Genomic DNA, 26,402 nt, shown 5'->3' with positions numbered 1-26,402 from the left:
TTCGATTATGAAATTTCGTATGGTGCTTGGCGGGTTATTGTGTATTCTATTTATATTTGGTTGCAACCAATCTCCTCCACAAAAACCTAAGCCTCCTGAAGGAAAGGTTGGTGTTATATTTACCTTGATTGAGGAGGATATTGCTAAGATAATGGAAAAAACTATGGAAGAGGAAGCTAAAAAGGAAAATGTAGCTTTGGCCTCAGTCGAAATGGCACCAACTGAAGAGGATTTACGAAAAAAAGTGGATGAAATGTTAAAGGAAGATATAGATGCAGCAATTATACAATTTGGCCCGGGAAAAGGTAACAGCGAGGTTGCAACAAAAATCATGGAGGAAGGTGTTAAGCTAATCTCCATTGGGGTAATGCCCGAGCAGGTTCCTTTAGATGGACATATTGCTCCTGATTTTGTTAGAATTGGTCAGATACAAGGGAGCTTTATTGGCAAGAAGCTAGAAGGAACTCCAGGTGAGATAGTAATATATACCTTTGAAACTAATGCAACAGCTTTTGCAGAAATGGTAAAGGAGGTTGTCGATGAGTTAGAAAAGGCCAAAATGCAATATGCTATTAGGAATTTACCTGCTGATGATATAGAAGGGGCTGCAGATTTTATTGCAAGGGATTTAAGTCAAAATCAAAATATTATTGGTAGCATATTTCCATCTAGCCTGCTAGCATTAAAGGGTGTGGAAGCTCTTGATACTGTTGGTAGAGATCCTCAGGTGATTACAGTAGGCTTAGGTGCCACTAAGGAAGCAACTGAAGCAATCAAACAGGGTTTTCATGATGGAGAAGTGGATTATATGCCACAAATGATTGCTAGAAACGCGCTGAAAGCAGCAGCCCAGTTAATTAAGGATGATCAGTGGGATAGTGAAAAGACTCTTAAGAATGGAAACTTTGATGTTCCTGGAAAGATAGTTCCTGTAAGATTAATAACTCAAGAGAATACATATCTTTTAGATGAGCGGTTCAAATTGCTTGGCAACCAGAAAAGCAGTGGTTCGAGTTCTAAGAATCAGGGTAATTCCCCATCATCAGGCAATAGTCCCATGACGCTAATGATCGAGACCAAAGAAGGAAATGTAAAAGTAGAAATTCCCAAGCCCATTAAAAATTTAGAAATTGCTCCTAAAGAAGAGAATAAACCAACTCCATTAATGTTAACTATTGAGACAGTTGAAGGTCAGACTATTGAAATGGAGATTCCAGGGGAAATTGTAACCTTGCAGCTTCAGCAGGCAGAAAAAGAGTAAAAAAGAAAAGACCAAGACATATGGTCTTTTCTTTTAATTTGTAAGTATTGCAAAACACTGAGGATTTTCTATAAATGCACTATACAAGGGTTTATCTTTTATATCTGATATAGGCTGCTCCAAATTTGGTGCGGCTTTTATTTTTAACCCTACCGAGTTTTTATAGTCTGGATTTTTTATCCAGTCACACTTACCCTTTTCAGTTTCTATATAGAAATAAGCAGCTCCTGACTTCTCCAAAAATGCTTCAGAGATAGCACTTACATTTGCAGCAATTAAGTTAGCAACAACTAAAAAGCTTTCGCCGGGGTTAATGATAACATGGCCATAGTTGGAGGGTATGTATACTTTGTCGCCTGTTTTGGCTTCAATTGCAATGACTTCTTCCACTTCATTGTTGCGGCCATTTTTTTGGAGTAAAAAGATAGCTTCTCCGGATAACACTTCATAATACTCTGAATAGGTTTCCTTCCCTGTACTTTTCAAAGGTTGAAAAGTACCTATTGTTTTAATGAATTCTTTTCCAATTTTTCCTGGAAACATCACAACAATATCGTATCGGATATTAACTTCATTAAAGATTGTTTCATCCTGTTCATAATAAATATTTTTGTATCTATAATACAAGGGGACTTCAGTCGGCGCTACCTTATAATAAAAGAAGGAAATTGCATCTTTTATAGTGCCAATTTCTGGTTCAACAGGATGAATTATTCCTTCGGTAAAGACTATAGTACCCTTATCCGTAAGAATAATATCTGTACCAAATATCATTAATAAAGGCCTCCTTGGCAGCTTCTTTTAAATCATTATAGTATAAATTATAAAAGATTACAAAAGAAAACTGTAAAATAACCAGCTTATGACATTAAGCTGGTTATTTTTAATCACTACATTTTAACCATATTTGTTCCGCAACATTCCTGCTCTATACTAGATGTATTGCTGCAAGTTTTACATAAGTAAGATCCTTGTCTAACTGTTGATTTACCACAGCAAAAATCCGGTAATCTTGAGGTTTTCCCACATTGACTGCATATGTAAGCCAAAGTAACACCTCCACCTATTAATATATTTATTTCTTCCTTATTATAAAATACCCATTATTTGTTAGTATTACTCATACTCAAAAAAAGTTATACATATATTTAAGGTAAAGTGACTATCTATCTAGCTTTCTGCCAAGGGGGAACAGAATGGACTTTTTAGAAAAGCTCAAAAAATCCCAAGAAGATATGAAGAAACTAAAATGGGAAGGCAGCTTTGTAAAATATCTGCAAATGGTTAAGAGCAATCCAAATATTGTAAGATTAGCTCATAGCAGAATATATGACATGATTTTATCCCAAGGTTTTAGAGAAATAAATGGAGAAAAACAGTACAATTTTTTTTCAGTTGAGTTGTTTGGCCTAGATAAGACCCTTGAAAAGATTGTAGAAGACTATCTTTGTTCTGCAGCAAGAAGATTAGATGTTAGGAAAAGAATTTTGGTATTGGTGGGTCCTGTAGGTGGAGGTAAATCTACAATAGTTAATATGTTAAAAAAAGGTTTAGAGAAGTATAGCAAAACAGAAGCAGGCACTTTGTATGGAATCAAAGGATGTCCCATGCATGAAGAGCCTCTGCACCTGATTCCAGACCATATGAGAGGTATGTTTCAGGATCAGTATGGCATATATATAGAAGGAAATTTATGTCCTTCATGTAAAGTCAATTTGCGTGAAAAGTATAATGGATGTATTGAAGATGTACTAGTTGAAAGGATAGTGATTTCTGAGGAAGAAAGAAGGGGAATTGGAACTTTTACTCCATCAGATCCAAAATCTCAAGACATTTCTGAATTAACAGGGAGCATAGATTTTTCAACTATTTGTAAATACGGATCAGAGTCAGATCCAAGGGCGTATAGATTTGATGGAGAGTTCAATAAAGCAAATAGAGGATTAATGGAATTTCAGGAGATTTTTAAATTTGATGAAAAGTTTTTATATAATTTATTGAACTTATCTCAGGAAGGCAATTTTAAAGTGGGGAGATACGCCTTAATTTCAGCTGATGAAATGGTTATTGCTCATAGTAATGAAGCAGAATACAAGGACTTTATTAATAATGAAAAAAATGCAGCTCTACGTTCAAGGATGGTTACTGTACCTGTAATGTATAACTTAGAGGTAAACAATGAAATCAAAATTTATGAGAAAATAATTAATAAAAGTGATATAAATGTTCACATAGCACCCCATGCCCTATGGAGTATTGCAGCTTTTGCTGTCTTAACAAGGTTAAAACCATCTCAAAAGCAAGGCTTAACTTTAATAAAGAAACTAAAGCTTTATAATGGGGAAAAAGCAGAAGGGTTTTCTGGAAAAGATTTAAAAGACTTAAAAATGGAGTTTCCAGGGGAAGGAATGGAGGGTATTGATCCTCGAATTTTAGTTAATCTTATGTGTTCCTTGCTAGTCAAACACCAGAATGAATGTTTAAATGGACATGAAATATTAAAGGCATTAAAAAGATCCTTGCTTGAGGCTGGATTTAGTGACAGTACAAACAACGAGAAATATTTAGGTTATATAGAACTAGTTAGACAAGAGTACATCAAAAAATATACCAATGATTTTTATAATCTCTGTAAATCCTCCTTTTCAAAGGAAGCCCGAGTAATATTTAGAGAATATCTTAAGATGATAAACTCATATTTAAATGATACGGAAGCTGATGAAAATTTTATGAGAAGTTTGGAAGAAAACATAGGGATTAGTGAGAATGCTAAAAATGGATTTAGAGAGGAAATAGCAATCAGGTTTACAGAGAAAAATTTAAAAGAATTGGATTTAGATTATAGTTCCCATAGTGTCTTAAAGGAAGCTGTTGATAAGAAGCTCTTTTATGATTTCAGAGAAATAATTAGCTTAAAAGTAGGCTCTTATCACCATGAAGATAGAAAAACCCTAAATAAAGCAACTAAGCATTTGATTGACTATAATGGATATTGCGAGTTGTGTGCATCAGAACTGTTAAATAACATTGCTGGTTTAGCATTTAGATAATGTAAAAATATGTTATTAAATTTTGCATGCAAATATACTTTCCGAAACAAGATTACTGTGCTATAATACAATTTAAGAAAATAATGTAGGGCGATGACGTCCTCAATAGACCTGCTTTCTAGGCGGGTCTATTGGGGGCGTTTTTTATTTTCACTAGCCAAGTTTTGTTTTATCCGAAATATTTTATGTGGGTTAAGACCCCCACTTCTATAAGTTGGCTCTAAATCAGGTGGAGTAGAGTCTCCATCTGATTCCCCAATGTTCAGCTTTGGCTGAACGAGTTCACTCTATTTTGTTATGAATTAGGAGCTTAATTTAGCGTGAGATTGATTAAAAAGAGAGGAAACTCCATGTCTGCAGATTTAGCTTTGGCTACTACAGGTTTAAATGAATTAGACAAGATAATAGACAAATTGAGGATAGGCGATAATGTGGTTTGGCAGGTTGAAGATGTCAATGACTATCACCATTTTATTATGCCCTATATCAAAAGGGCTTTGGAGGATAATAAGCGGGTAGTATATATGAGATTTGCGCGTCATAAGCCCCTTATTAAAGTTAGAGAAGATGTTGCAATCTATAAGTTAGATGCCCATCGGGGTTTCGAGTATTTTTCTTCCCAGGTTCATAATATTGTAACTAGAGAAGGAGAAGATGTGTATTATGTCTTTGATTGCCTAAGTGATTTACAGGAAATCTGGGCAACGGATACTATGATTGGCAACTTTTTTGTGGTTACATGTCCGTATCTTTTTCAATCTAGAACAATAGCCTACTTTGCAATTTATAGAAATAATCACTCATTTAAAACTATAGCCAGTATCAGAGAGACAACTCAATTACTGATAGACGTTTTCAGTTATGAGGGGAACCTTTATGTTCATCCATTAAAAGCTTGGAAAAGGTACTCACCTACGATGTTTTTGCCCCATAAAAAAGCAGGAGAAAGTTTTGTGCCCATCACTAACAGCTATGATACTACTGTACTTTTATCATACATGGCCAAAAAGAGGAAGAAAACTGCTAAAAGAAATCTTGACTATTGGGATCAATTATTTTTAGATGCTGCAAATCTATTAGAAAGACCTTCTGGAGATGGTGAAAAACATCAGATGGTTGAGCAGCTTTGCAAAATAATGATTGGTAGAGAAAAGAGAATATTAGGCCTTGCAATAAACCATTTTACATTGGAAGACTTATTAAATATTAAAGCAAGGCTTATTGGAACAGGATTTATAGGTGGGAAGGCTGCTGGAATGCTTATTGCGAGAAATATTCTTTTAGGGGATAAAACCATTGAGTGGCAGACCTACATTGAACCTCATGATTCCTTTTATATTGGTTCGGATGTTTTTTACACTTATCTAGTTAAAAATGGTTGGTGGAAATTACGAATGAAGCAAAAGGCAAAAAAGGGGTATTTTGTTGAGGCACAAAACCTAAAGGAAAAAATGTTAACTGGAGAATTTCCAGAGGAAATTAAAGAGCAATTTTTGCAGATGATAGAGTATTTTGGCCAATCTCCCTTCATTGTTAGGTCCAGCAGCTTACTCGAAGATGGCTTTGGGAATGCCTTTGCTGGTAAATATGAAAGCATTTTTTGTGTAAATCAAGGCACCCCAGACGAAAGATACAAAAATTTTAAAGAGGCTGTCCGTAAAATTTACGCAAGTGTTATGAATGAAGATGCCCTTGCTTATAGAATGCAGAGGGGCTTGGATCAGCAAGATGAACAGATGGCACTTCTGGTTCAAAGGGTATCCGGTGCTTATTATAATAATTATTTCTTTCCATATCTTGCAGGGGTAGGTATATCACATAATACTTTTGTCTGGAACAAAGACCTTGATCCTGAGGCCGGCATGTTAAGACTTGTTTTCGGACTAGGAACAAGAGCAGTAAATAGGGTAGAGAATGATTATCCTAGATTAGTTGCCCTTGATGAACCACTATTAAGACCCCATGCAGGCTTGGCAGACATTAGAAGGTTTTCTCAGCATTATGTGGATGTATTAAATGTTAGGGACAATAGATTAGAAACAGTAACTTTAAAGAGGTTAACAAATGAAAAGCTTGATATAAATATGGAGCCAATTGGTTTAAAAGACTATGAATCAATTCGCAAGCTCAAAGAAATCTGTGATATTAATGAGGATATCTGGATTCTTAATTTTGACAACCTATTTTCTAATACTTCATTTAATACTGTGATGAAAAAGATGCTCAAGAAGCTAGAAAGAATTTATGAGTACCCTGTTGATACTGAGTTTACAGTTAATTTTAATAAGGATGGTTCATTCAAGATTAATCTTTTACAATGTCGCCCTCTGCAGACTCAAGGAAGTGAAGAGAAGGTAACAATTCCAAAAATCATAGATGATAGCAAGTTGATTTTGAAGCTCGAAAACAGTTTTATGGGAGGCAGTATTTCTAGAGAAATACAAAGGATTATTTATGTTGATCCAAAGAGCTATAGTGAATTAACAACATCTCAGAGATATGAAACAGCACGTATAGTGGGTAAGCTAAATAAGAAGATTAATGATAAATTTAGTACACCAACCTTATTATTAGGACCAGGGAGGTGGGGAACTACCACACCTTCACTAGGTATACCTGTAAGCTTTTCGGAAATAAATAATATAGCTGTAATTGGTGAGATAGCACATAAAAGTGGTAGCCTAAGTCCAGAACTGTCCTATGGAAGTCATTTTTTTCAAGATCTGGTAGAAACCAATATTTTTTATATGGCTATTTTTCCTAGTGATCATAATGTATTTTTTAATTGGGATTGGTTTAATAAACTTCCTAATGAGTTATCAGAAGTACTCTCTGACAAAGCTGACTATTCTAATGTCGTGAAAATTTGCGATTTGAAAGATAGTACTGTAACTATTGTGGCAGATATAGTTACACAAAAATTAGTATGTTTATTAAATAATAATTAAATTAAATTTGGGGGTAGGTAATATGTTAATTGCACAAGAAATTATGGATCAAGTTATTAAAAGGGACGAAAATGAATTAGAATTTCATCAAGCAGTACATGAGGTTCTTGAGTCGTTGGAACCAGTTCTAGAAAAATACCCAGAGTACAAAGAACTGGGAATTATTGACAGAATGGTGGAACCTGAAAGGCAAGTTGTTTTCAGAGTTCCTTGGGTTGATGATAATGGGAAAGTACAAGTAAACAGGGGTTTCAGGGTACAGTTTAACTCTGCTATAGGGCCATATAAAGGTGGCTTGCGTTTTCACCCATCAGTAAATTTAGGTATAATAAAATTTTTAGGTTTTGAGCAAATATTTAAGAATTCCTTAACTGGTCTTCCAATCGGTGGAGGAAAAGGTGGTTCTGATTTTGATCCTAAGGGCAAGTCAGAAGCCGAAGTTATGAGATTTTGCCAGAGCTTCATGTCTGAACTTTTCAGACATATTAGTGCTGATACAGACGTACCTGCTGGGGATATTGGCGTTGGTGGAAGAGAAATAGGCTACATGTTTGGTCAGTATAAAAAGTTGACTAACTTATATGAAGGTGTATTAACAGGTAAAGGTATTCCCTATGGAGGATCTCTAGGGAGAACAGAGGCTACAGGTTATGGAGTCGTTTATTTTGTAGAACAAATGCTAAAGGCTAAGGGAGATTCCTTTAAAGGTAAAACTGTAGTAATATCAGGTTCTGGTAACGTTGCAATTTATGCAGCTGAAAAGGCACAAGAATTAGGTGCCAAAGTTGTTGCAGTATCTGATTCAAGTGCGTATATTTGTGATGAAGACGGTATCAATTGTACTATAGTTAAAAGATTAAAAGAGGTTGAAAGAAAGCGTATTAAAGACTATATAAATGATGTTCCTGAGGCTACATGTGTAGAAGATTGCTCTAGTATTTGGTCTATTAAATGTGATATTGCTATTCCCTGTGCAACTCAAAATGAGTTGGATGGAAATGCAGCTAAGATGCTTGTAGAAAATGGAGTAATTGCTGTTGCTGAAGGTGCTAATATGCCATGTACTCCTGAGGCAGTTAAACTATTCCAGGAAAATGGAATTCTATTTGGCCCAGCCAAAGCTGCTAATGCAGGTGGAGTTGCATGTTCTGCCCTTGAAATGGCACAAAACAGCATGAGATTACAATGGTCATTTAAGGAAGTAGATATTAAATTAAACCAAATCATGAGAGACATTTATATTAAGTGTGATGAGGCAGCAAAGGAATTTGGCAAAGAAGGGGATTTCGTGGCTGGAGCAAATATAGCTGGTTTCCTAAAAGTAGCTGATGCTATGAAAGCTCAGGGAATAGTCTAAGATATTATCAATAACTAAACAAAAAATCCTGTATCTTATTATGATACAGGATTTTTCTTGTTGTTCTTTTCAAATCTTTCACGTTCTGCCTTTTTCAAGTATTTTTTACGTATCCGTATGGACTTTGGAGTTAGTTCTAAATATTCATCAGTATCTATATATGCCAAAGCCTGCTCTAGGGAAAGATTACGTGAACCCTTTAATTTAACAGTATCATCCTTGGTGGAGGAACGCACATTTGTTAATGCTTTTTCTTTGCAAATATTTACAACAATATCTTGGTCTCTGCTGTTTTCACCCACAACCATACCTTCATAAACTGCAGTTCCTGGTTCGATGAAAAGAATGCCTCTTTCCTCTGCTGCTAAAAGTCCATAGGTATTAGCAGTTCCACTTTCGTAGGCTATGAGCACTCCCCTAGTTCTACTAGTAAAATCTCCTTGATACGGTTTATAGGAGTCAAAACTTCTGTTTAGGATTCCATAACCACGAGTATCAGTTAAAAACTCAGTTCTAAAACCTACGAGACCTCGAGTAGGGATAGAATATTCTAAACGAACCTGTTCCCTGATGTGAGTCATATTCATTAAAGTTCCTTTACGCAGCCCTATCTTTTCCATTATTGAACCTGTATATTCTTCAGGAATATCTATGGTTAGGTTTTCAAATGGTTCATGTATTCTGCCATCTACCCTTTTTGTAATTACCTGAGGTTTAGATACCTGAAATTCTAGACCTTCTCTACGCATTGTTTCAATTAAGATTGCTAAATGTAGTTCTCCTCTTCCAGCAACTAGGAATACATCTGGACTGGATGTTTCTTCCACACGTAATGATACATCAGTTTCTATTTCTCTCATTAGCCTTGCTCCTAGCTTGCGTGAGGTTACCGGGTCTCCTTCTTTACCTGAAAAAGGTGAATTATTTACTATGAAGCTCATTTGCAGGGTAGGCTCATCAATTGTTAATAATGGGAGTGGTTCACATGTGTCCACATCACATAATGTTTCTCCAACATTTATTTGCTCCATGCCAGCTAGGGCAACTATGTCTCCTGCAGCCACCTGGTCTGTTTCAACTCGTTTTAGGCCTTCAAAGGTGAAAAGCTTTGTTACTCGGTGAGTTTCAATCGTCCCATCTCTTTTTAGAACTATAATCTGATTTCCTTTTTTCATGGTACCTCTATTAATTGTCCCAATTGCAATTCTTCCAAGATAATCGTTATAATCCAAAAGTGTTACCTGCATTTGTAATGGATCATCTTTTTGACCCTGGGGTGCAGGAATTTGATTTACAATTGTTTCGAAGAGGGGCACGAAATCTGTATCCAAGTTATCTATATCAAGACCAGCCTTACCATCTAAGGCTGAGGCATAAATTACTGGAAATTCAAGCTGATCTTCATTAGCACCTAAATCAATAAATAAATCTAAAACCTCGTCAACTACTTCAAGGGGTCTAGCATTTTCTCTATCCATCTTATTTACAACAACTATTGGTATCAGGTTTTGTTCTAAAGCTTTTTTTAGAACAAATCTTGTCTGTGGCATACATCCTTCAAAGGCATCCACTACAAGAAGCACTCCTTGTACCATTTTCATAATCCTTTCAACCTCACCACCAAAGTCAGCATGTCCAGGAGTATCTAATATATTTATTTTATATCCCTTATATTTTATTGATGTATTTTTGGCAAGTATGGTAATACCCTTTTCTCTTTCAAGGTCATTTGAATCCATGACCCTTTCAATAACCTGTTCATTCTCCCTAAAAGCTCCTGACTGAGATAACATTTTGTCAACTAAAGTAGTTTTCCCATGGTCAACGTGGGCGATTATTGCTATATTGCGTATATTATCCGATGACATTAATAGTCCTCCTTTTTAATGAACGGGGACACACCTCTTTTGAGGATATGCTCCTAAATTAAGTTTCACTCTGTTTTTTATGATTTATTCCTTAGTTAAGCAATTTGAATATGTCTCCAACCCTATAATTATAGCATTAAAAAGTATAATTACTATAATAAAGTTTCTAGAAATAGGCTTAATAGGCTTAAGTTTAACAAAAATTATACTAAGTGCCAAGTTTTATAAGTTTTTTTATTATAAAAAAAGGAGTTTCGTTATAAACATCAAAATAGTAAACAGTATTAAGTGAAGCTAAGTTCTTCCTTAAATAAGGGGGGTTTTAATGATGTTTGAAAAAATTCTATTTCCCACAACAGGTGCAGGTTTGTCTAATAAAATAGCTAATACAATTGTAGGATTAATAAAAGAAAAACCGGATAGAGAAGTTACTATCCTCCATGTGCTTGAGAAATATGATATGCCAGCAGAGGTTGATTATGAAATAGTCACAAGAGGCAAGGATTTTCAGAAAATACTAAGTGCGCATGTTGAAGAATGTATTCAGAAATCTACTAAAGTATTTAAAGACAATGGTATTGCTTATAAGATTAGAATTAAGAGGGGAGACCCAATAAAAGTAATTAAGGCAATATCTGAGGAAATAGGCAGCGATTTAATGATTATCGGCTATCATGGTGAGACTAGCTTGACTGAATTACTTTTTAAAGGTAATACAATGACACAGTTAATTGATAATTCGCCATGTCCGGTAATGATAATTAAATAGGAAGAGTAGCATTATAATAATAAAAAAATGATTTAGGAAGACAAATATTCCGGCGAAAGGGGAATATTTGTTTTTTTATTTTGAAAGAGTTAACTGTACAAGCCAAAAAGCATAAGGTGTAAAAACAGCTTCCTGAACGGAGAGATTACAGTGGTAAATTTTCGAATTAATAGGGAGGATTGGTCATTATACCGAAAGCCCTTTATCGATGTGGAACGACATAGAAAAAAGGTTCTTGAAGCTCTTAAAAATAATTTAGCTGAGTTCCTTTGTGATGAAAGTTTAATACTAGAAAAAGGGAAAAAGCTTTTCAAAATACCAGTCCAGTCTATGGAAGAATATTGTTTTCGGTATAATCTACAGCAGATAGACTATGCTGGTCAGGGTTTGGGCAATACAAAGGAAGGTAAAGTCTTAAGTACCATCAAGGAACAAAACACACAGTATGAAAGAGGCAAATTAGGAGCTGGAACTCTTCCAGGAGTAAGTTATTATGAAGTAGAAATAAATCTTGAAGATGTGGAAGACATTCTTTTTAAAGAGCTAAGGCTTCCCGATCTTCAAAAAAAAGGTGCAAAGATAATAAAAGATGACACTTTAGAATTTAAGAGTATCAGTAGAACAGGGTCTCTTAGTAATCTTGACAAGAAAAAAACAATTTTAGAAAATATCAGAAGAAATTCCTTAAATGGAATGAATTTAAATGGAACTAATATTGTTAATACTTTTATTCCGGAGGATTTGCGTTTTAGTACATGGGACAAAACTGAAGAAATTTCTTATGGTGCTGTAGTGTTTGCTATGATGGATATCTCTGGTTCGATGGGTACATACGAAAAATATTTTGCTAGAAGTTTCTTCTTTTGGATGACTAGATTTTTAAGGGTATATTATAAAAAAGTTGAGATAGTTTTTTTAGCACACCACACAGAAGCTAAAGAAGTTGCAGAGATTGATTTTTTTACAAAAGGAGAAAGCGGAGGCACAAGATGTTCTTCAGTTTACGCATTAGCTCTGGATTTAATAGGTAACAAGTATAAACCTTCAGAATATAATATCTATACCTTCCATTTTTCTGATGGAGATAACCTTCCATCAGACAATGTTAAGTGCTATGAATTAATGGAAACCTTGATAGGAACATGTAATTCAGTTGGATATGCAGAAATTGCAAATCCCTATTATAAAACTGGAACCCTAATGGATTTATATAAACCCCTTTGCAGTAATAAAAAGTTTGTGCCCGTTAATATAAAGGATAGAACAGATGTCCATCTGGCGCTAAAAAAATTCTTTTCAGAATAGGGGATTCCTATGAAAAATCTGCACAAAAGAGTGGAGAAAATAGATTTACTAGCAAGTGAATACGGTTTAGATTTTTATCCAATCGAATTTGAATTATGTCCATCAGATGTTATTCATGCAATTGGAGCATATGGAATTCCTACTCGCTTTAATCATTGGAGCTTTGGAAAACATTTTTATAAAATGAAGCTTCAATATGAACTAAATCTGCACAAAATTTATGAATTAGTTTTAAATTCCAATCCATGTCATGCATTTTTGTTGGAAGATACATCTTTAGTTGAACAAACAATGATTGTAGCCCACGTTTACGCCCATAGTGATTTTTTTAAGAATAACATTTTTACTTGTAAAACTGATAAGGATATTCTAAATACTATGGAGAGAAACAAGGATACAATAAGTAGATACGAAGAAAGATTTGGTAGTTATGAAGTTGAAAAACTTTTAGATGCTGCCATGGCGCTTAAAAATAATCCTCAAGTAGGGGAAGAGGGCATTCTTAACTTTATCTGTTTACATAGTCAGTATCTTAACCAGTGGCAAAAAGATATTTTAATGATACTAAAAAAAGAGATCGAGTATTTTTTGCCTCTAAGAGATACTAGAATAATTAATGAAGGCTGGGCTACTTTTTGGCATTCTAAAATCATGCGTCTAATCAACCTGAGTGCTGAGGAATTTATACAATTTGCACAAATGCAGGCAAATTTGCTGCAAACAAATAAATTTTTTATAAACCCTTACCTTGTTGGTTTCAAAATATTTGCTGAGTTGGAGAAGTCAATGGGAATTGAAGCTTTGTTTGATGTACGTAGAAACGAAAGGGATTTTTCTTTTGTGAGAAACTATCTTGACGAAAGTTTAATTGAGAATCTAGATCTATATCTTTATGCAAAAAAAGGTCAAAAATGGGTAGTTGTTGAAAAAAACTGGGAAAAAGTTCGGGATGGTATAATCAATAGTTTAATTAATGGAGGACATCCCATAGTTAAGGTAGTTGATGGAAATTATAACAATAAAGGCGAATTGTATTTACTTCATTGCTATGATAAATGGGAGCTAGACCAACAATATTTAGAGAAAACGTTAGAGTTATTGTTTTTTTTGTGGGGCAAAAAGATACATTTGGAAACAGTAATAAAAGATTCCCCAGCGATTTTTACTTATAATGGAGGAAAGTAGACATGGATCATCACTCTGCTTTGCTAATATGTGCTGGTGTAGTATAATTGAAAAGGAAATTACATAGAAATTCTTTTTTAAAGGAGTGTGTTGAAGGTGAGTAAAAATTTTCCTAAGTATCGTGAATGCATAATGAATATTAGACCCTATGTGCCGGGTAAGCCAATAGAGCTAGTACAGAAGGAATTTGGTTTAACAGATGTTATCAAACTAGCCTCCAATGAAAACCCCATAGGTCCATCCCCGAAGGCTGTACAAGCCATGAAGGATAATGCCCATAAAATGTTTTTATATCCTGATGGATACTGTACTGAATTAAGAAATATGGTTTCCGATTTTTTGGAGGTTCCACAGAATCAATTAATATTTGGTAATGGGTCTGACGAAATAATTAAACTTTTAGGTGAGACTTTTATTCATCCAGGGGATGAGGTAATAGTTGCTGATCCTAGCTTTTCTGAATATAACTTCGTGTGTCTATTGATGGGTGGCATTCTTAAAAAGGTTCCAGTGACAAATCATACCCATGATCTCGAAAAAATGGCAGAACAAATAACTGAAAAAACAAAAATGATTTTTATATGCAACCCTAATAACCCAACAGGAACCATTGTAACATCTGAAGAGGTAGAGAAATTCCTAGCAAAGGTTCCTGATCATGTAGTGGTTGTTTTTGATGAAGCGTATTATGAGTATGTGGACAATAAGAATTATCCTCAGTCTATGGAATATGTTAAAAATGGAAAAGAAAATATAATAATTCTAAGGACTTTTTCCAAGATTCATGGTTTGGCAGGATTAAGAATAGGATATGGAGTTGCTGTTCCTGCTATGATCCAGCTTTTAGAAAGAACTAGAGAACCTTTTAATGTTAATCTAATGGCTCAAAAAGCTGCTCTAGCTGGGTTACAAGACAAGGAACATGTCCTAAATAGTATAGATGTGAACAAAGCTGGAAAAGAATTTTTATATAAATCTTTTGAAGAAATGGGATTAGACTATATTCCTACCCATGCTAACTTCCTGATGGTGGATTTAAGGAAAAACTCTAAAGAAGTTTTCATAGAGCTGCAAAAGAGGGGAGTTATAATACGTACTGGAGATATTTTTGGTATGGATACCTTCATAAGGGTCACCATAGGCACCCAGGAAGAGAATCAAAGGTTTATAGCTTCGTTAAAAGAAGTATTATTAATTTTAGCAGATTCCTCTATCTAAATAGAAAGGTGGAAAATTTACTTTAATGGAGAAAAATAATATTCTTGTTATTAATCCAGGAGCTATTTCAACAAAGTTTGCTGTATTTGCAGATGACCAACCAATATTAAAGAAAACCCTTGAGCATGAGGTAATAGAATTGGAACAGTTTGCAAGGGTATTTGATCAGTATACATATCGCCTAGAACTTATATTAAAAGAACTTGCAAAGGCAAATATAGAGCTTAACTCAATTAATGCTGTTGTTGGACGTGGCGGACTGGTTAAACCTTTAGCTGGTGGAACGTACCGAGTTAGTGAAAATATGCTTAGTGATCTGAAGGAAGGGAAAAGGGGAGAACATGCATCCAATCTTGGTGCAGTAATTGCCTACAATATTGCTAGTAAGTTGAATATTCCAGCCTTTATAGTTGATCCCGTTTCTGTTGATGAAATGGAACCTGTAGCAAGAATATCAGGATTACCTGATATTGACAGAACTAGCTTGTCACATGCTCTAAACATGAAAGCAGTCGCCCATAAAGTGGCAAAGGAATTAGGTAAGGGCTATCAAGAATTTAATTTTGTGGTGGCCCATCTAGGGAGTGGAGTATCGGTTACTCCTCACAAACGTGGCAGAATGATTGATGTAAACAATGCCATTGAAGAAGGCCCTTTTTCTCCAGATAGATGTGGAGGTCTACCTGCAACGCAATTGATGAATTTGTGCTATTCAGGTAAGTATACCCATAAAGAAATGAAAGAAAAGCTTATTAGCAAAGGTGGTTTATTTGCTTATCTGGGGGTAAAAGATCTTAGAGAAATTGAAAAAATGGCAGTAGATGGTAATCAACAGGCAGTCCTTTTACTGAATGCTCTTTCCTATCAGGTAAGTAAGGAGATTGCTGCCATGTCTGCAGTACTAGAGGGTCAAGTTGATCGGATTATAATTACTGGCGGAATAGCTCATTCAAAAAGAATCACAGATGATATTATTAAACGAGTGAAATTCATTGCTCCTGTAATACTCGTTCCAGGTGAAGAAGAACTGGGGTCTTTAGCTATGGGGGCTCTAAGAGTACTTAGAAGAGAAGAAGTGGCTAAAGAATATTAAATGGGTTTCTCAAGGAGGTGGTAATTCTTGTACCACAATTTCAATGAAATTCTAGAAAGTGCCAAAAGTAGAGGGAATTATCTAATAAGCGTTGCTGTTGCACAGGATAAAGATGTCCTTGAAGCCATAGACGCTGCCAGAAGAGCAAAATTAGCTTCAGCCATTCTTGTGGGAGATGCAATCCGTATAGGGTCTATTTTAAAAAACATGGGCATCAATGCAGGCTATGAAATTGTAGATGAGCCCGACGACGAGAAGGCGGCTTTAAAGGCCGTTTCTCTGGTAAAAAAAGGAGAAGCACATATTTTGATGAAGGGCCTTATTAATAGTAGCACATTTTTAAAGGCAGTCTTAAATAAGGAAGAAGGCCTACGAACAGGTAGATTATTAAGTCATTTAGGAGTTTTTGAAATCCCAGGGTGGGATAGATTATTATACCTTACAGACGGAGGAATAAATATAGCTCCAAATATTAATGAGAAAAAAGACATTTTAGTTAATGCACTATTAACGCTAAATGCAATGGGGCTTGATAATCCACATGTTGCGGTTTTGACAGCTAATGAGCAGGTCAACTCAAAAATGCCAGCAACTGTTGATGCTAAGGAACTTTCAGAAATGAGTAAAAGAGGTGAATTGCCCAAAGGAATTGTTGAAGGCCCAATTGCCCTTGATGTAGCTGTTAGTCAAGATGCAGCTCACCACAAAGGAATTGACAGTAAGATATCTGGCAAGGCAGACTTGTTTTTGCTTCCAAATATTGAAACAGGCAATGCCTTTGGGAAAGCATTGATTTATTTTGCGAAAGCAAAAATGGCTGGACTTGTTCTAGGTGCAACTAATCCTATAGTATTGACTTCAAGGGCAGAGAATGCAGAGGGCAAGCTTAATTCAATTGCCTTGGCTTGTCTTGCATATGAAAAACCATCACATTCCTAATGAATTTCTAATTTGTTTCACCTGTGATCTACTAACTGGCACTTCACTTTTCTCTTTATCGTCTACTGTTAATAAAAGTGTACCATTATAAAGGGGTGTTACTTCCCGAACTCGTTTAATGTTCACAAGGTATGAACGATGACAACGAAAGAAAAGATTTTTGTTAAGTCTTGCTTCTAGGTCTTTTAAGGTGAACCTAGATAAAAATTGTTTATCAAATGTTTTAAATATACAGTAATCATTTTGAGCATTTACGTAAATGATATCAGTATGCTTTAAGAGAACTGTTTTTCCTTGACTTTCAATAGGGATTATATCAAGGGTAGTAGAGTTGGCTTCACTCTTAGGTTTAGTAGCAATATTATTGGTTTTTGCAATTCTATTTTCAACTTTTAATAAAGCTTCAGTCAACCTTTCAGGGTTAACTGGTTTAAGTAAGTAATCTACAGCATCTACTCCAAAAGCCTCCAATGCATATTCTTCATGAGCTGTTACAAAAATAACATTAGGTTTTTGAGGATTATTTTTTATTTGCTTGCTTAAGTCAAGTCCATTAACTCCAGGCATATTAATATCTAGAAAAATAATCGAGTAATCTAGCGCATTTATTAGCTGAAGAGCCTCAGCTGCATTGGTTGCTTCGCCTACCACTTCAACATGGGAGAATTTTTCTAATAAATATCGCAATTCCATTCTTGCAGGATATTCATCATCTACAATAAGAGCCTTTAATCGCATTATACTATTACCTCCAAGGAATATATTATTATATATCTTAATTCTTCAAAAAAAGACAAAAATCCTTTTTAGTACTATCAGGAAGTATAACTTTTGTTTTATCTTCTAGTGAAAAAAAGCAAATAAGAAAATAGTAATAAATTCCTCCTTTCAAGGATAAACATGTACTATGAAAAACAATTTAGGAAGGGAGGATTTTTTGTGTTAATTAAATCTAGAAAGCAAAAGATTTTTGTGATTATTCTCATTGTGGGCTGTATGTTAGTTATGGCCGGTTGCGGTGCTATCAATACCTTAACATCATTAAAAGAAAAATTCAGAGGTGAAGAGGAGCCAACAATAACAATTGATATTCCAGAGGAAAATCAATTCCAAGAGGTTCCCATGAACGCAGAGGACTATTCACTTGAAGAACCTGGCGAGCAAATTGTAGTACAACTGTGGTTTGGTGATAGCCAGGGACAAACGTTGGTAATGGAAGAGAGAGAAATTTCCAAAGTTGAGGGAATAGGGCGAGCAACCGTCAATGAATTAATAAAAGGCCCAAGTGCAGATAGTGATCTACTTCCAATTATTCCAGTTGGAACTGTACTTAAAGATATAAATGTCAAAAGTGATGGTTTAGTAATTGTTGATTTCTCAAAAGAATTAATAGACAATCATATAGGTGGAACAACTTCTGAAGCACTAACTGTTTATTCAATAGTTAATACACTTACCCAGTTCCCAACAGTTGATAGAGTTCAGTTTTTAGTTGAAGGTCAATATGTTGAAACATTAACCGGCCATATGGATCTTTCCCAAGCTATTTCTTCTAGTCTTGAAATGGGGCCCTAAAAAATCTCAAGATACTTCACCGGCAAAAGCCGGTTTTTTCTTTTAAAGGTTCATCTACTCCGATGAAAAGGCTTGACCCATATAAAAGACCTCTGTGGATATTTTTACCATACGAAAAATAGGTAAATTTTGCAGGAAATACCTATAAAAACTCGAAATATGAAACGTATTAGTAAAAAGATGCAACAAATGTCATCGGGGTTTCGTCTATTACATTGAGGAGTGAGTATATTGGAGTCTAAGAAATCGATTGTAAGATTTATTACATACATATTAGTTTTTACTGTATTTGCTACATTAATTCCTGCAAACATATTAGCAAGTGGTGCTACAGCTACCATAACAGGAAACGTTTTGAATGTACGTGCAGGACCCGCTCTAACTCATTCCATAGTAGACCAGGTACCAAAGGGTAGTAAGGTATCTGTTTTAGAAGAAAATAACGGTTGGGTTAAAGTTAAACTTAATAACGGAAAGATCGGCTGGGTTTCAAAAGATTTTATTAAAATAGATTCACCTGCAAGCACCACAGAGGCAAGCAATATAGGAGTATCTGTAAACGGCAAGAATGTAAGCTTTGATGTGCATCCATTTGTTAATTTCCAGAATAGAACAATGGTTCCTATACGTTTTATTGGTGAAGAATTGGGATCTGACGTGAATTGGTTGCCGGCAGAGCAGAAGGTTGTTATTAAGAAGCAAGGTCAGGAAATACAACTTTGGATTGGCAAGATGCAGGCCGATGTGAATGGTAATAGTGTAACAATGGATACACAGGCTGAATTGACCAATGGAAGAACAATGGTTCCACTTAGGTTTATAAGCGAATCCTTCGGAGCAGATGTAGAGTGGCAGGCCTCCAATAAAATGGTTGTTATAACTACTCATGTCAGTCAGCCCCAAGGAGATGTTGCTGTTGTGACTGACAGTAATGTCAATGTTCGATCTGGTCCTGGAACAGAGAATGCTCAAGTTGGACAAGCAACTTCCGGCAATGAATTTAAAATACTTAATTCATCCTTGGATAAAGATGGGGAAATATGGCACCAAATTACCCTTGATGATGGAGAGAAAGGCTGGATTGCCGGTTGGCTAGTTACACTAAGAAATGGTTTTTCAGAACAAAAACCTGATGGGACGGATGTAGGAAATCAACAGCAAACGGCACTCGTTATTGGTAGTGTAGTAAACATTCGCAAGGGTCCAGGAACTTCTTTTGATATTAATCACCAGGCAAACATTGGAGATATTCTTGAAGTTTTAAATGAAAGTAATAACTGGTATTATGTTAAAACGACTAGTGGAGATGTGGGCTGGATAACTGGGGATTACATATCTCTTCAATCAATTAGAGATGATAGATATACTCAAGCATCAAGGGGAACAGGAATCATAGTTGCTGACTTTAATGAGAGTAAGGACAACTCTTCCTATCCTTCATTATTTGGCTTAGAATGTGAAGAGGTTGATGATGCTTTCTTTTTAACATTACAAGGCAACAATGGACTCCACTATAGCACCATGTATCTTGAAAACCCATATAGAGTTGTCATAGATGTCCAAGGAGTTAAATTGGATTTGCCAGTTGATGAACTTGAAAAAATTAAACTTAATAATCCATTTATCAAACAAATCAGGGCAGGGCAGTTTTCAGATGATGTTGGCAGGGTAGTTATAGAGCTAAAATCTCCAATTGGGTTTTCTGAATTAAGTAGCCAGGGTGACAAAGAAATAACCTTCTTATTCCAAAAAGGTTCCTTGGCAGGAAGACTAATTGTAATAGATCCTGGTCACGGTTCTGTCAATGGGTCAGGCTTATCTGATCCAGGTGCCATGGGTTCTTCGGGTCTAAAGGAGAGAGAAGTTGTAATGGATATAGCTAATAGAGTAGCTGGCATTCTAACGGATAAGGGTGCAAAGGTAATGTTAACTAGAACTACTCAAGCTACGTCTCTATCTCTTGATGGCAGGGTGCAGCTGGCAAACTCAGTAAATGCTGATTTATATGTAAGTATTCATGCCAATGCAGCATTAAACCGAAATGCTGGTGGAACTTCTACATACTACTACGCTCCAGCTAGTGATCCTATTTTAGGACCTCAAAGGGCACAAAGGATTAGATTAGCACAGCTCGTTCAACAGTCAGTAGTGGCCCATGGCGGAAGGAAAAACATGGGAATAATTCAGAGTTCCTTTAAGGTAATACGAGAGACAAAAATGCCTTCGATATTAGTAGAAACTGCTTTTATATCCAATTCCACAGAGGAAAAGCTTCTCGCTGATCCAAATTTTAGAGCTAAAGTAGCCAGAGGAATTGCAGAAGGAATTGAACGTTACTACAACTAAAACAAAACCAGCCAGGGGGACGGTTCTCCTGGCTGGTTTTGTTTTATAGTATATTGACACATGTTCATGAAGTGCTAAAATGGTTTAAGTAATATTGTTTTTCGCTAATGGCCAAATGGTTGTGTATTTCCACATTAAAAAAACATACACTATTTATGGTTATATAATAAGAAAGTGAGGCGTTATTTCCTTGTTAAATAAAAAACCCATAGGAGTTTTTGATTCTGGGTTAGGCGGTTTGTCAGTAGTTGAAAAAGTATTAGTTCAAATTCCCCAAGCAAAAATAATTTATCTTGGGGACACAGCTAGGGTTCCCTATGGAGGAAAAAGTGCTGGGGAATTAAAATCTTTTGCTGATGATATTACACAGTTTTTAGTGGATAAGAATTGTGGGGTAATAGTTGATGCATGCAATAGTACCTCTGCGGTAGCCCTTGATTTTTTACAGGAGAAGTATGCAAACCCCATAATCGGTGTAATTGAACCTGGGATAAGGTCGGCACTTGCTATCACGCAAAATGGAAGAATATGTGTTATAGGCACAGAGGCTACAGTTAAAAGTGGTGCCCATAAGAAAGTCGCTTGTGAATTAGATCCTGATGTATCGGTAGTTTCTTTAGCTTGTCCTGATTTTGTACCTTTGGTGGAGGCAGGAGAGGTTACTGGGGAGAGAGTTATCTCTATAGTAAGAAGAACCCTTGAACCATTAATGGATACAAAAATTGATACCCTTATATTAGGGTGTACACATTATCCATATTTAGCTAAAGCCATTAAAGAGGTGATAGGGGAAAGTATAACATTAGTGGATCCTGCTTATGAGACAACTAAAGAAACAAAAAAGTACTTCGGAGAAGAATTTGCAGAAAAGACGTTACAAGAAAAGGTGCCTGACCATGAATTTTATGTGACCGGTAATCCTGAAAATTTTCAAAGGGTAGGAGAAATCCTAATGGGAGGGAAGCTACCATTAGTTAAGAAGGTGATTACGTGAGAAAAGTAGGGATAACTACAACAATTCCCTCAGAAATAATATATGCCGCGGGAGCTGTTCCTGTGGACTTAAACAATATCTTTATAACAGCGCACTCACCTAATCATTATGTTGAGGTAGCAGAATTAGCTGGATATCCTCGTAACTTATGCGGGTGGATTAAAGGTTTATATGGAGTTGTGATAGACAATAAGATTGGGGAATTAGTTGCAGTAACCCAAGGGGATTGTAGTAATACCCATGCATTGATGGAGACATTACATTTAAAGGGTGTGAGGATAATTCCATTTGCATTTCCCTATGATAGAGATAGAGAAATGTTAATGTTACAGTTAAATAAATTTATGGATTACATGGGTGCTAGCTGGCCAGAGGTAAAGCTCTGGAAGGAAAAATTACAAAAAGTGAGGCAGTGGGTTTGGGAATTAGATAGACTAACCTGGGAGGCAAATCAGGTAACTGGATTTGAAAACCATCTTTGGCAGGTTTCCTGTAGCGATTTTAACGGCAATCCAGATCTTTTTTGTAATGAACTAAAAATATTAATAGAAGAGGTAAAATCACGAAAACCTTTGAAAGAAAAAGTGCGTTTGGGCTTCATGGGTGTTCCACCTATCTTTACTGATTTATACCAATACATTGAGGAAATCGGGGCAAGGGTAGTCTATAATGAGATACAAAGACAGTTTACGATGCCCTTTAATGAGGCAGAACTAGTTGATCAATATTTGTTGTATACCTATCCTTATCATGCCTTTGCTAGGATAGAGGACTTACAAAGAGAGATAAAAAGAAGGCAGTTGGATGGGATAATCCATTACACACAGAGTTTTTGTTTTAGACAAATAGAGGATCTAATTTTTAGAGAAAAAATCAACATTCCTATCTTAACTCTCGAAGGGGACAGGCCAGGTCTGCTTGATGCTAGAAGTAAGATGAGAATAGACACTTTTGTGGAGATGTTGAGGTGATTCAAGGTGCTTTGTGGAATAGATTTAGGAAGCAGGAATGTTAAAATAGCTGTTATGGACAAAAATAAAATTATAAAGACAGCAGTTTATGATACCATAAAATTTTATAAAAATTATGCAATTAAAAAAGATCAGCAATTGCACATTGACTTTTCTGCGCTAACCATCCCTAATTGTCAAGGAATAGTTTCTACTGGTTATGGAAGACTTACAGTTAAACTGGCTGGTGCAGATGCAATTCCTGAAATAAAAGCCCATTACCTAGGGGCACTATCTCAATGTGGTTTACAAAACTTTACTTTGCTGGATTTAGGAGGACAAGATAGTAAAATTGTTAGAGTATCTGGTGGGAAAATGGTTGATTTTCTCACTAATGATAAATGTGCTGCTAGCTCAGGTCGATATCTAGAAAATATGGCTACTGTTTTAGGAATTGAATTAGGTGAATTGAGTAAATACTATGAAAGGCCTGTGGAACTAAGCTCTACATGTGCGGTCTTTGGGGAAACTGAATTGATTGGAAAGATTGTAGAGGGGTATTCATTAGAAGACCTAGCCGCGGGAGTAAACTACACGATTTTTAAAAGAATACAGCCGTTACTTCATAAAATGGGCTATGATACATTAGTTTTTGTAGGTGGAGTTGCCAAAAACATGGCCTTTGTGGAAATTTTGAAGAAAGAGTTAGGATCAACAGTAATAATCCCTCCGTCACCTCAGTTTAATGGAGCTATTGGCTGTTGTGTATATGGCAGCAATCTGGAAGGCCTAAATTGAGAATTTATCCAATTTGGTATAAAATATGATCAAAAGACCGGGAGGGATAAAATTGAGGATTATTGTTGCTTCAGATTCTTTTAAAGGTAGTGTCTCTGCTATTGAAGCTGCCTCTGCGATGGAAGAAGGAATTAAAAAGGTATTTGCTAATAGTGAAGTAATAAAAATACCACTTGCTGATGGAGGAGAAGGTACAGTAGAAGCACTAACGCAAGCTACTGATGGCAAAATTGTTTCCGTGATGGCACTTGACCCCCTCGGTAGAGAAATAGAAAGCTTTTTTGGGATCCTTGGCAACGGAAGAACTGCAGTAATTGAGATGGCAGCTGCGTCTGGACTACCGCTACTAAAAACGAAAGAAAGAAATCCTTACATTACAACCACATACGGGACAGGGCAACTCATTAAAGCTGCCTTGGATTATAATTGTGAAGAAATAATTGTGGGAATCGGAGGAAGTGCCACAAATGATGGTGGAGCAGGAATGGCACAAGCCTTAGGGGCAGTATTGCTAGACAAAAACGGAAATAAACTTTCATTTGGTGGAAGAGCTTTAAAGGAATTGGATAAACTAGATATGTCCAAAATAGATTCTCGCTTGAAAAACACAAAAATTACAGCTGCTTGTGATGTTGACAATCCACTATGTGGAGAAAGAGGGGCAAGTGCAGTTTATGGGCCGCAAAAGGGAGCTAATCCTGAAATGGTCAGAGAATTAGATACTTCTCTTGCAATATTTGCTGAAAAGGTAAAGGAACAATTGGAAATAGATGTTCTAAATGTACCTGGGGCTGGAGCCGCAGGTGGATTAGGGGCGGGGATACTAGCGTTTTTAGGAGGAAGCCTAAAACCTGGTATAGGTTTAGTACTTGATGCAGTTGACTTTGAAAACAGGCTAAAAGGTGTTGACCTGGTATTAACTGGTGAAGGGAGAATTGATGAACAGACTGCCTATGGAAAGGCTCCTATGGGGGTTGCTCAATTAGCAAAAAAATATGAAATTCCTGTTTTAGCCTTTAGCGGTATATTAGGTCATAATTATCAAAAGATATATGAAAAGGGAATAGATTTTGTGAGTGCTAATGTTCAGAGCATAATAACTTTGGATGATGCAATAAATGAGGGTTATTCTTTATTAGTAACAAATGTTGAAAGAGCTATGAGGGCAGTTAGAATAGGAATAGATTTAAGGAGTGAATAAATGAGGATAACTGTTTTAGGGAAATGGTCACCCTATCCTAGAGGAAATGGAGCATGTAGTGGATACTTAATTGAAAGCAATAACTCTATAATTCTCTTAGAAATCGGCAATGGCATCTTTGGTAAGGTAGAACAATATGGATCCTTTTGGAATTCAGAAGCAATTATATGTACCCATTTGCATGCTGACCATAGTGGAGATTTACCATTAGCAAGAAATGCAGTAAAAACCGGAGTCTTATATGATAAAATTCAAGGCAAAATGCCGGTTTATCTTCCAGGAAAACCAGAACTGAATTATTCTATTATAGATACATACCAAGATGGCTTAGACCTTAATATTATCGAAAACTTACCGGAACAAGGCCTATATAAAGTGGCTGAAGTAGGTAACTTTAAACTAAAGTTCTTTAAAGTAGAACATACTATGCTTGCATATGGTGTTAGTATTGAAGTTGGTGGCAAAACAATTGTATATTCTGGTGATACTCAATATTTCCCGGATTTAATTGACTTTGCAAAGGATGCAGATTTATTTATTAGTGAGGCAACTGTACTTGAAAAGAACAAAGATTACGCAGTAGGTAGACACCTAACTGCAAGACAAGCCGGGGAGATAGCAAGAAAATCAAATGCTAAAAAATTCTTACCAAGTCATTTTTTTCCAGAATACGATCTCAATATAGTCAAAAAAGAAATAGAAGAAGGATACGGAAAAGAAGTAGATATGGCAGAAGAAGGAATGATAATAGATATATAGGAGGAATTAGATATGCCAAGAGCTGACGAAAGAGCTGCAGATCAACTACGTCCAGTAAAAATAACCAGAAACTATAATAAATTTGCTGAGGGTTCAGTATTAATGGAAATGGGAGACACAAAGGTTATATGTACTGTAACAGTAGAAGAAAGAGTTCCTCATTTTTTAAAGGGAGCAAATAAAGGTTGGATTTCCGCTGAGTACTCAATGCTACCAAGGGCAACATCAGTTAGAACAATCAGAGAGGCTGCCAGGGGTAAGGTTGGAGGTAGAACCATGGAAATCCAAAGGTTAATAGGAAGAGCTATGCGTTCTATTGTTGATCTAAAAGGACTTGGAGAAAGAACATTATGGCTTGACTGTGATGTAATCCAGGCAGATGGTGGGACTCGTACAGCAAGTATTACTGGTAGTTTTGTAGCTTTAATCGATGCATTACATAGCCTCATAAAAAAAGGAGCATTAGAAAAAATGCCAGTAATAGACTACCTGGCGGCTATTAGTGTGGGTAAGGTAAATGATGAAATTTTATTAGATTTAAATTTTGGGGAGGATTCCAACGCACAGGTGGATATGAATGTTGTTATGACTGGTGATGGGCGAATAGTTGAAATACAGGGCACAGCTGAGGAGTATCCATTTACAAAACAAGAGATGGATAGCCTTTTAAGTGCAGCAGAAAAGGGCATTCAGGATCTAGTGATGATCCAAAAAGATGTTTTAGGGTCATTAGCAAGTCAGGTAGGCATTTGGCAAACTAATGGTAAGGATGAAGCTTAATGGTTG

21 protein-coding genes are annotated in these 26,402 nt (G+C 35.9%); 18 read left to right on the top strand and 3 right to left on the bottom strand.

What is annotated here, in order from left to right; genetic code table 11:
* Positions 1–7 precede the first annotated feature (7 nt).
* Positions 8–1,261: a hypothetical protein gene (locus APF76_13225; protein ID KUO51602.1), complete on the top strand. Its 1,254-nt coding sequence runs from the start codon at positions 8–10 to the stop codon at positions 1,259–1,261.
* A 33-nt stretch (positions 1,262–1,294) separates the two neighbouring features.
* Here APF76_13225 and APF76_13220 read toward each other — a convergent pair whose 3' ends face one another.
* Complete coding sequence (locus APF76_13220) at positions 1,295–2,035, bottom strand: hypothetical protein (GenBank protein ID KUO51601.1); 741 nt, start codon at positions 2,033–2,035, stop codon at positions 1,295–1,297.
* 422 nt (positions 2,036–2,457) lie between these two features.
* Between APF76_13220 and APF76_13215 the strand changes: the two genes are divergently transcribed.
* From APF76_13215 to APF76_13205, 3 genes are all read left to right on the top strand, one after another.
* Positions 2,458–4,311: a protein prkA gene (locus APF76_13215; protein KUO51600.1), complete on the top strand. Its 1,854-nt coding sequence runs from the start codon at positions 2,458–2,460 to the stop codon at positions 4,309–4,311.
* Between the two features lie 350 nt (positions 4,312–4,661).
* A complete protein-coding gene (locus tag APF76_13210; protein ID KUO51599.1) occupies positions 4,662–7,259 on the top strand; it encodes a hypothetical protein in 2,598 nt (865 codons plus the stop codon).
* A gap of 22 nt (positions 7,260–7,281) precedes the next feature.
* On the top strand, positions 7,282–8,616 hold the full coding sequence (locus APF76_13205; GenBank protein ID KUO51598.1) for a glutamate dehydrogenase: 1,335 nt from the start codon (positions 7,282–7,284) through the stop codon (positions 8,614–8,616).
* Between the two features lie 38 nt (positions 8,617–8,654).
* Here the strand turns inward: APF76_13205 and APF76_13200 are convergent, their stop codons facing one another.
* Positions 8,655–10,484 (bottom strand): GTP-binding protein TypA, encoded by a 1,830-nt coding sequence (locus APF76_13200; GenBank protein KUO51597.1) that lies wholly within the window; start codon positions 10,482–10,484, stop codon positions 8,655–8,657.
* A 325-nt stretch (positions 10,485–10,809) separates the two neighbouring features.
* Between APF76_13200 and APF76_13195 the strand changes: the two genes are divergently transcribed.
* The 6 genes from APF76_13195 (at position 10,810) to APF76_13170 (ending at position 16,993) form a co-directional block, all read left to right on the top strand.
* A complete protein-coding gene (locus APF76_13195; GenBank protein KUO51596.1) occupies positions 10,810–11,253 on the top strand; it encodes a hypothetical protein in 444 nt (147 codons plus the stop codon).
* A 144-nt stretch (positions 11,254–11,397) separates the two neighbouring features.
* Positions 11,398–12,558 (top strand): stress response protein, encoded by a 1,161-nt coding sequence (locus tag APF76_13190; GenBank protein KUO51595.1) that lies wholly within the window; start codon positions 11,398–11,400, stop codon positions 12,556–12,558.
* 9 nt (positions 12,559–12,567) lie between these two features.
* On the top strand, positions 12,568–13,743 hold the full coding sequence (locus tag APF76_13185; protein KUO51594.1) for a hypothetical protein: 1,176 nt from the start codon (positions 12,568–12,570) through the stop codon (positions 13,741–13,743).
* A 132-nt stretch (positions 13,744–13,875) separates the two neighbouring features.
* Positions 13,876–14,961, top strand: coding sequence for a histidinol-phosphate aminotransferase (locus APF76_13180; GenBank protein KUO51670.1), 1,086 nt, complete (start codon positions 13,876–13,878; stop codon positions 14,959–14,961).
* Positions 14,962–14,986: 25 nt separating this feature from the next.
* Complete coding sequence (locus APF76_13175; GenBank protein ID KUO51593.1) at positions 14,987–16,054, top strand: butyrate kinase; 1,068 nt, start codon at positions 14,987–14,989, stop codon at positions 16,052–16,054.
* A 27-nt stretch (positions 16,055–16,081) separates the two neighbouring features.
* Positions 16,082–16,993, top strand: a complete 912-nt coding sequence (locus APF76_13170) for a phosphate butyryltransferase (protein KUO51592.1) — start codon at positions 16,082–16,084, stop codon at positions 16,991–16,993.
* Here APF76_13170 and APF76_13165 read toward each other — a convergent pair.
* Positions 16,982–17,731, bottom strand: coding sequence for a LytTR family transcriptional regulator (locus APF76_13165; GenBank protein ID KUO51591.1), 750 nt, complete (start codon positions 17,729–17,731; stop codon positions 16,982–16,984). The genes APF76_13170 and APF76_13165 overlap by 12 nt on opposite strands.
* Before the next feature lie 201 nt (positions 17,732–17,932).
* Between APF76_13165 and APF76_13160 the strand changes: the two genes are divergently transcribed.
* From APF76_13160 to APF76_13125, 8 genes are all read left to right on the top strand, one after another.
* Entirely contained in the window at positions 17,933–18,568 is a 636-nt protein-coding gene (locus APF76_13160) for a hypothetical protein (GenBank protein ID KUO51590.1), read from the top strand.
* A gap of 231 nt (positions 18,569–18,799) precedes the next feature.
* The gene (locus tag APF76_13155) at positions 18,800–20,914 is read left to right on the top strand and encodes a hypothetical protein (GenBank protein KUO51589.1); all 2,115 of its coding nucleotides are present in this window, start codon (positions 18,800–18,802) and stop codon (positions 20,912–20,914) included.
* Positions 20,915–21,104: 190 nt separating this feature from the next.
* Positions 21,105–21,908 carry a hypothetical protein gene (locus APF76_13150; GenBank protein KUO51588.1) on the top strand — a complete coding sequence of 268 codons (804 nt, stop codon included), beginning with the start codon at positions 21,105–21,107 and terminating at the stop codon, positions 21,906–21,908.
* On the top strand, positions 21,905–22,879 hold the full coding sequence (locus APF76_13145) for a 2-hydroxyglutaryl-CoA dehydratase (GenBank protein KUO51587.1): 975 nt from the start codon (positions 21,905–21,907) through the stop codon (positions 22,877–22,879). Before APF76_13150 ends, APF76_13145 begins: the two co-directional genes overlap by 4 nt.
* Positions 22,880–22,885: 6 nt before the next feature.
* Positions 22,886–23,656: a 2-hydroxyglutaryl-CoA dehydratase gene (locus APF76_13140; GenBank protein ID KUO51586.1), complete on the top strand. Its 771-nt coding sequence runs from the start codon at positions 22,886–22,888 to the stop codon at positions 23,654–23,656.
* Between the two features lie 52 nt (positions 23,657–23,708).
* Positions 23,709–24,857, top strand: coding sequence for a glycerate kinase (locus APF76_13135; protein ID KUO51585.1), 1,149 nt, complete (start codon positions 23,709–23,711; stop codon positions 24,855–24,857).
* Entirely contained in the window at positions 24,858–25,616 is a 759-nt protein-coding gene (locus APF76_13130; GenBank protein KUO51584.1) for a hypothetical protein, read from the top strand.
* A 12-nt stretch (positions 25,617–25,628) separates the two neighbouring features.
* The gene (locus APF76_13125) at positions 25,629–26,396 is read left to right on the top strand and encodes a ribonuclease PH (GenBank protein KUO51583.1); all 768 of its coding nucleotides are present in this window, start codon (positions 25,629–25,631) and stop codon (positions 26,394–26,396) included.
* The last annotated feature ends 6 nt before the right edge of the window (positions 26,397–26,402 follow it).

Source organism: Desulfitibacter sp. BRH_c19, assembly GCA_001515945.1.
In the GTDB taxonomy this organism is placed as follows: domain Bacteria; phylum Bacillota; class DSM-16504; order Desulfitibacterales; family Desulfitibacteraceae; genus Desulfitibacter.
This window is presented reverse-complemented; position numbering and strand designations above follow the sequence as displayed.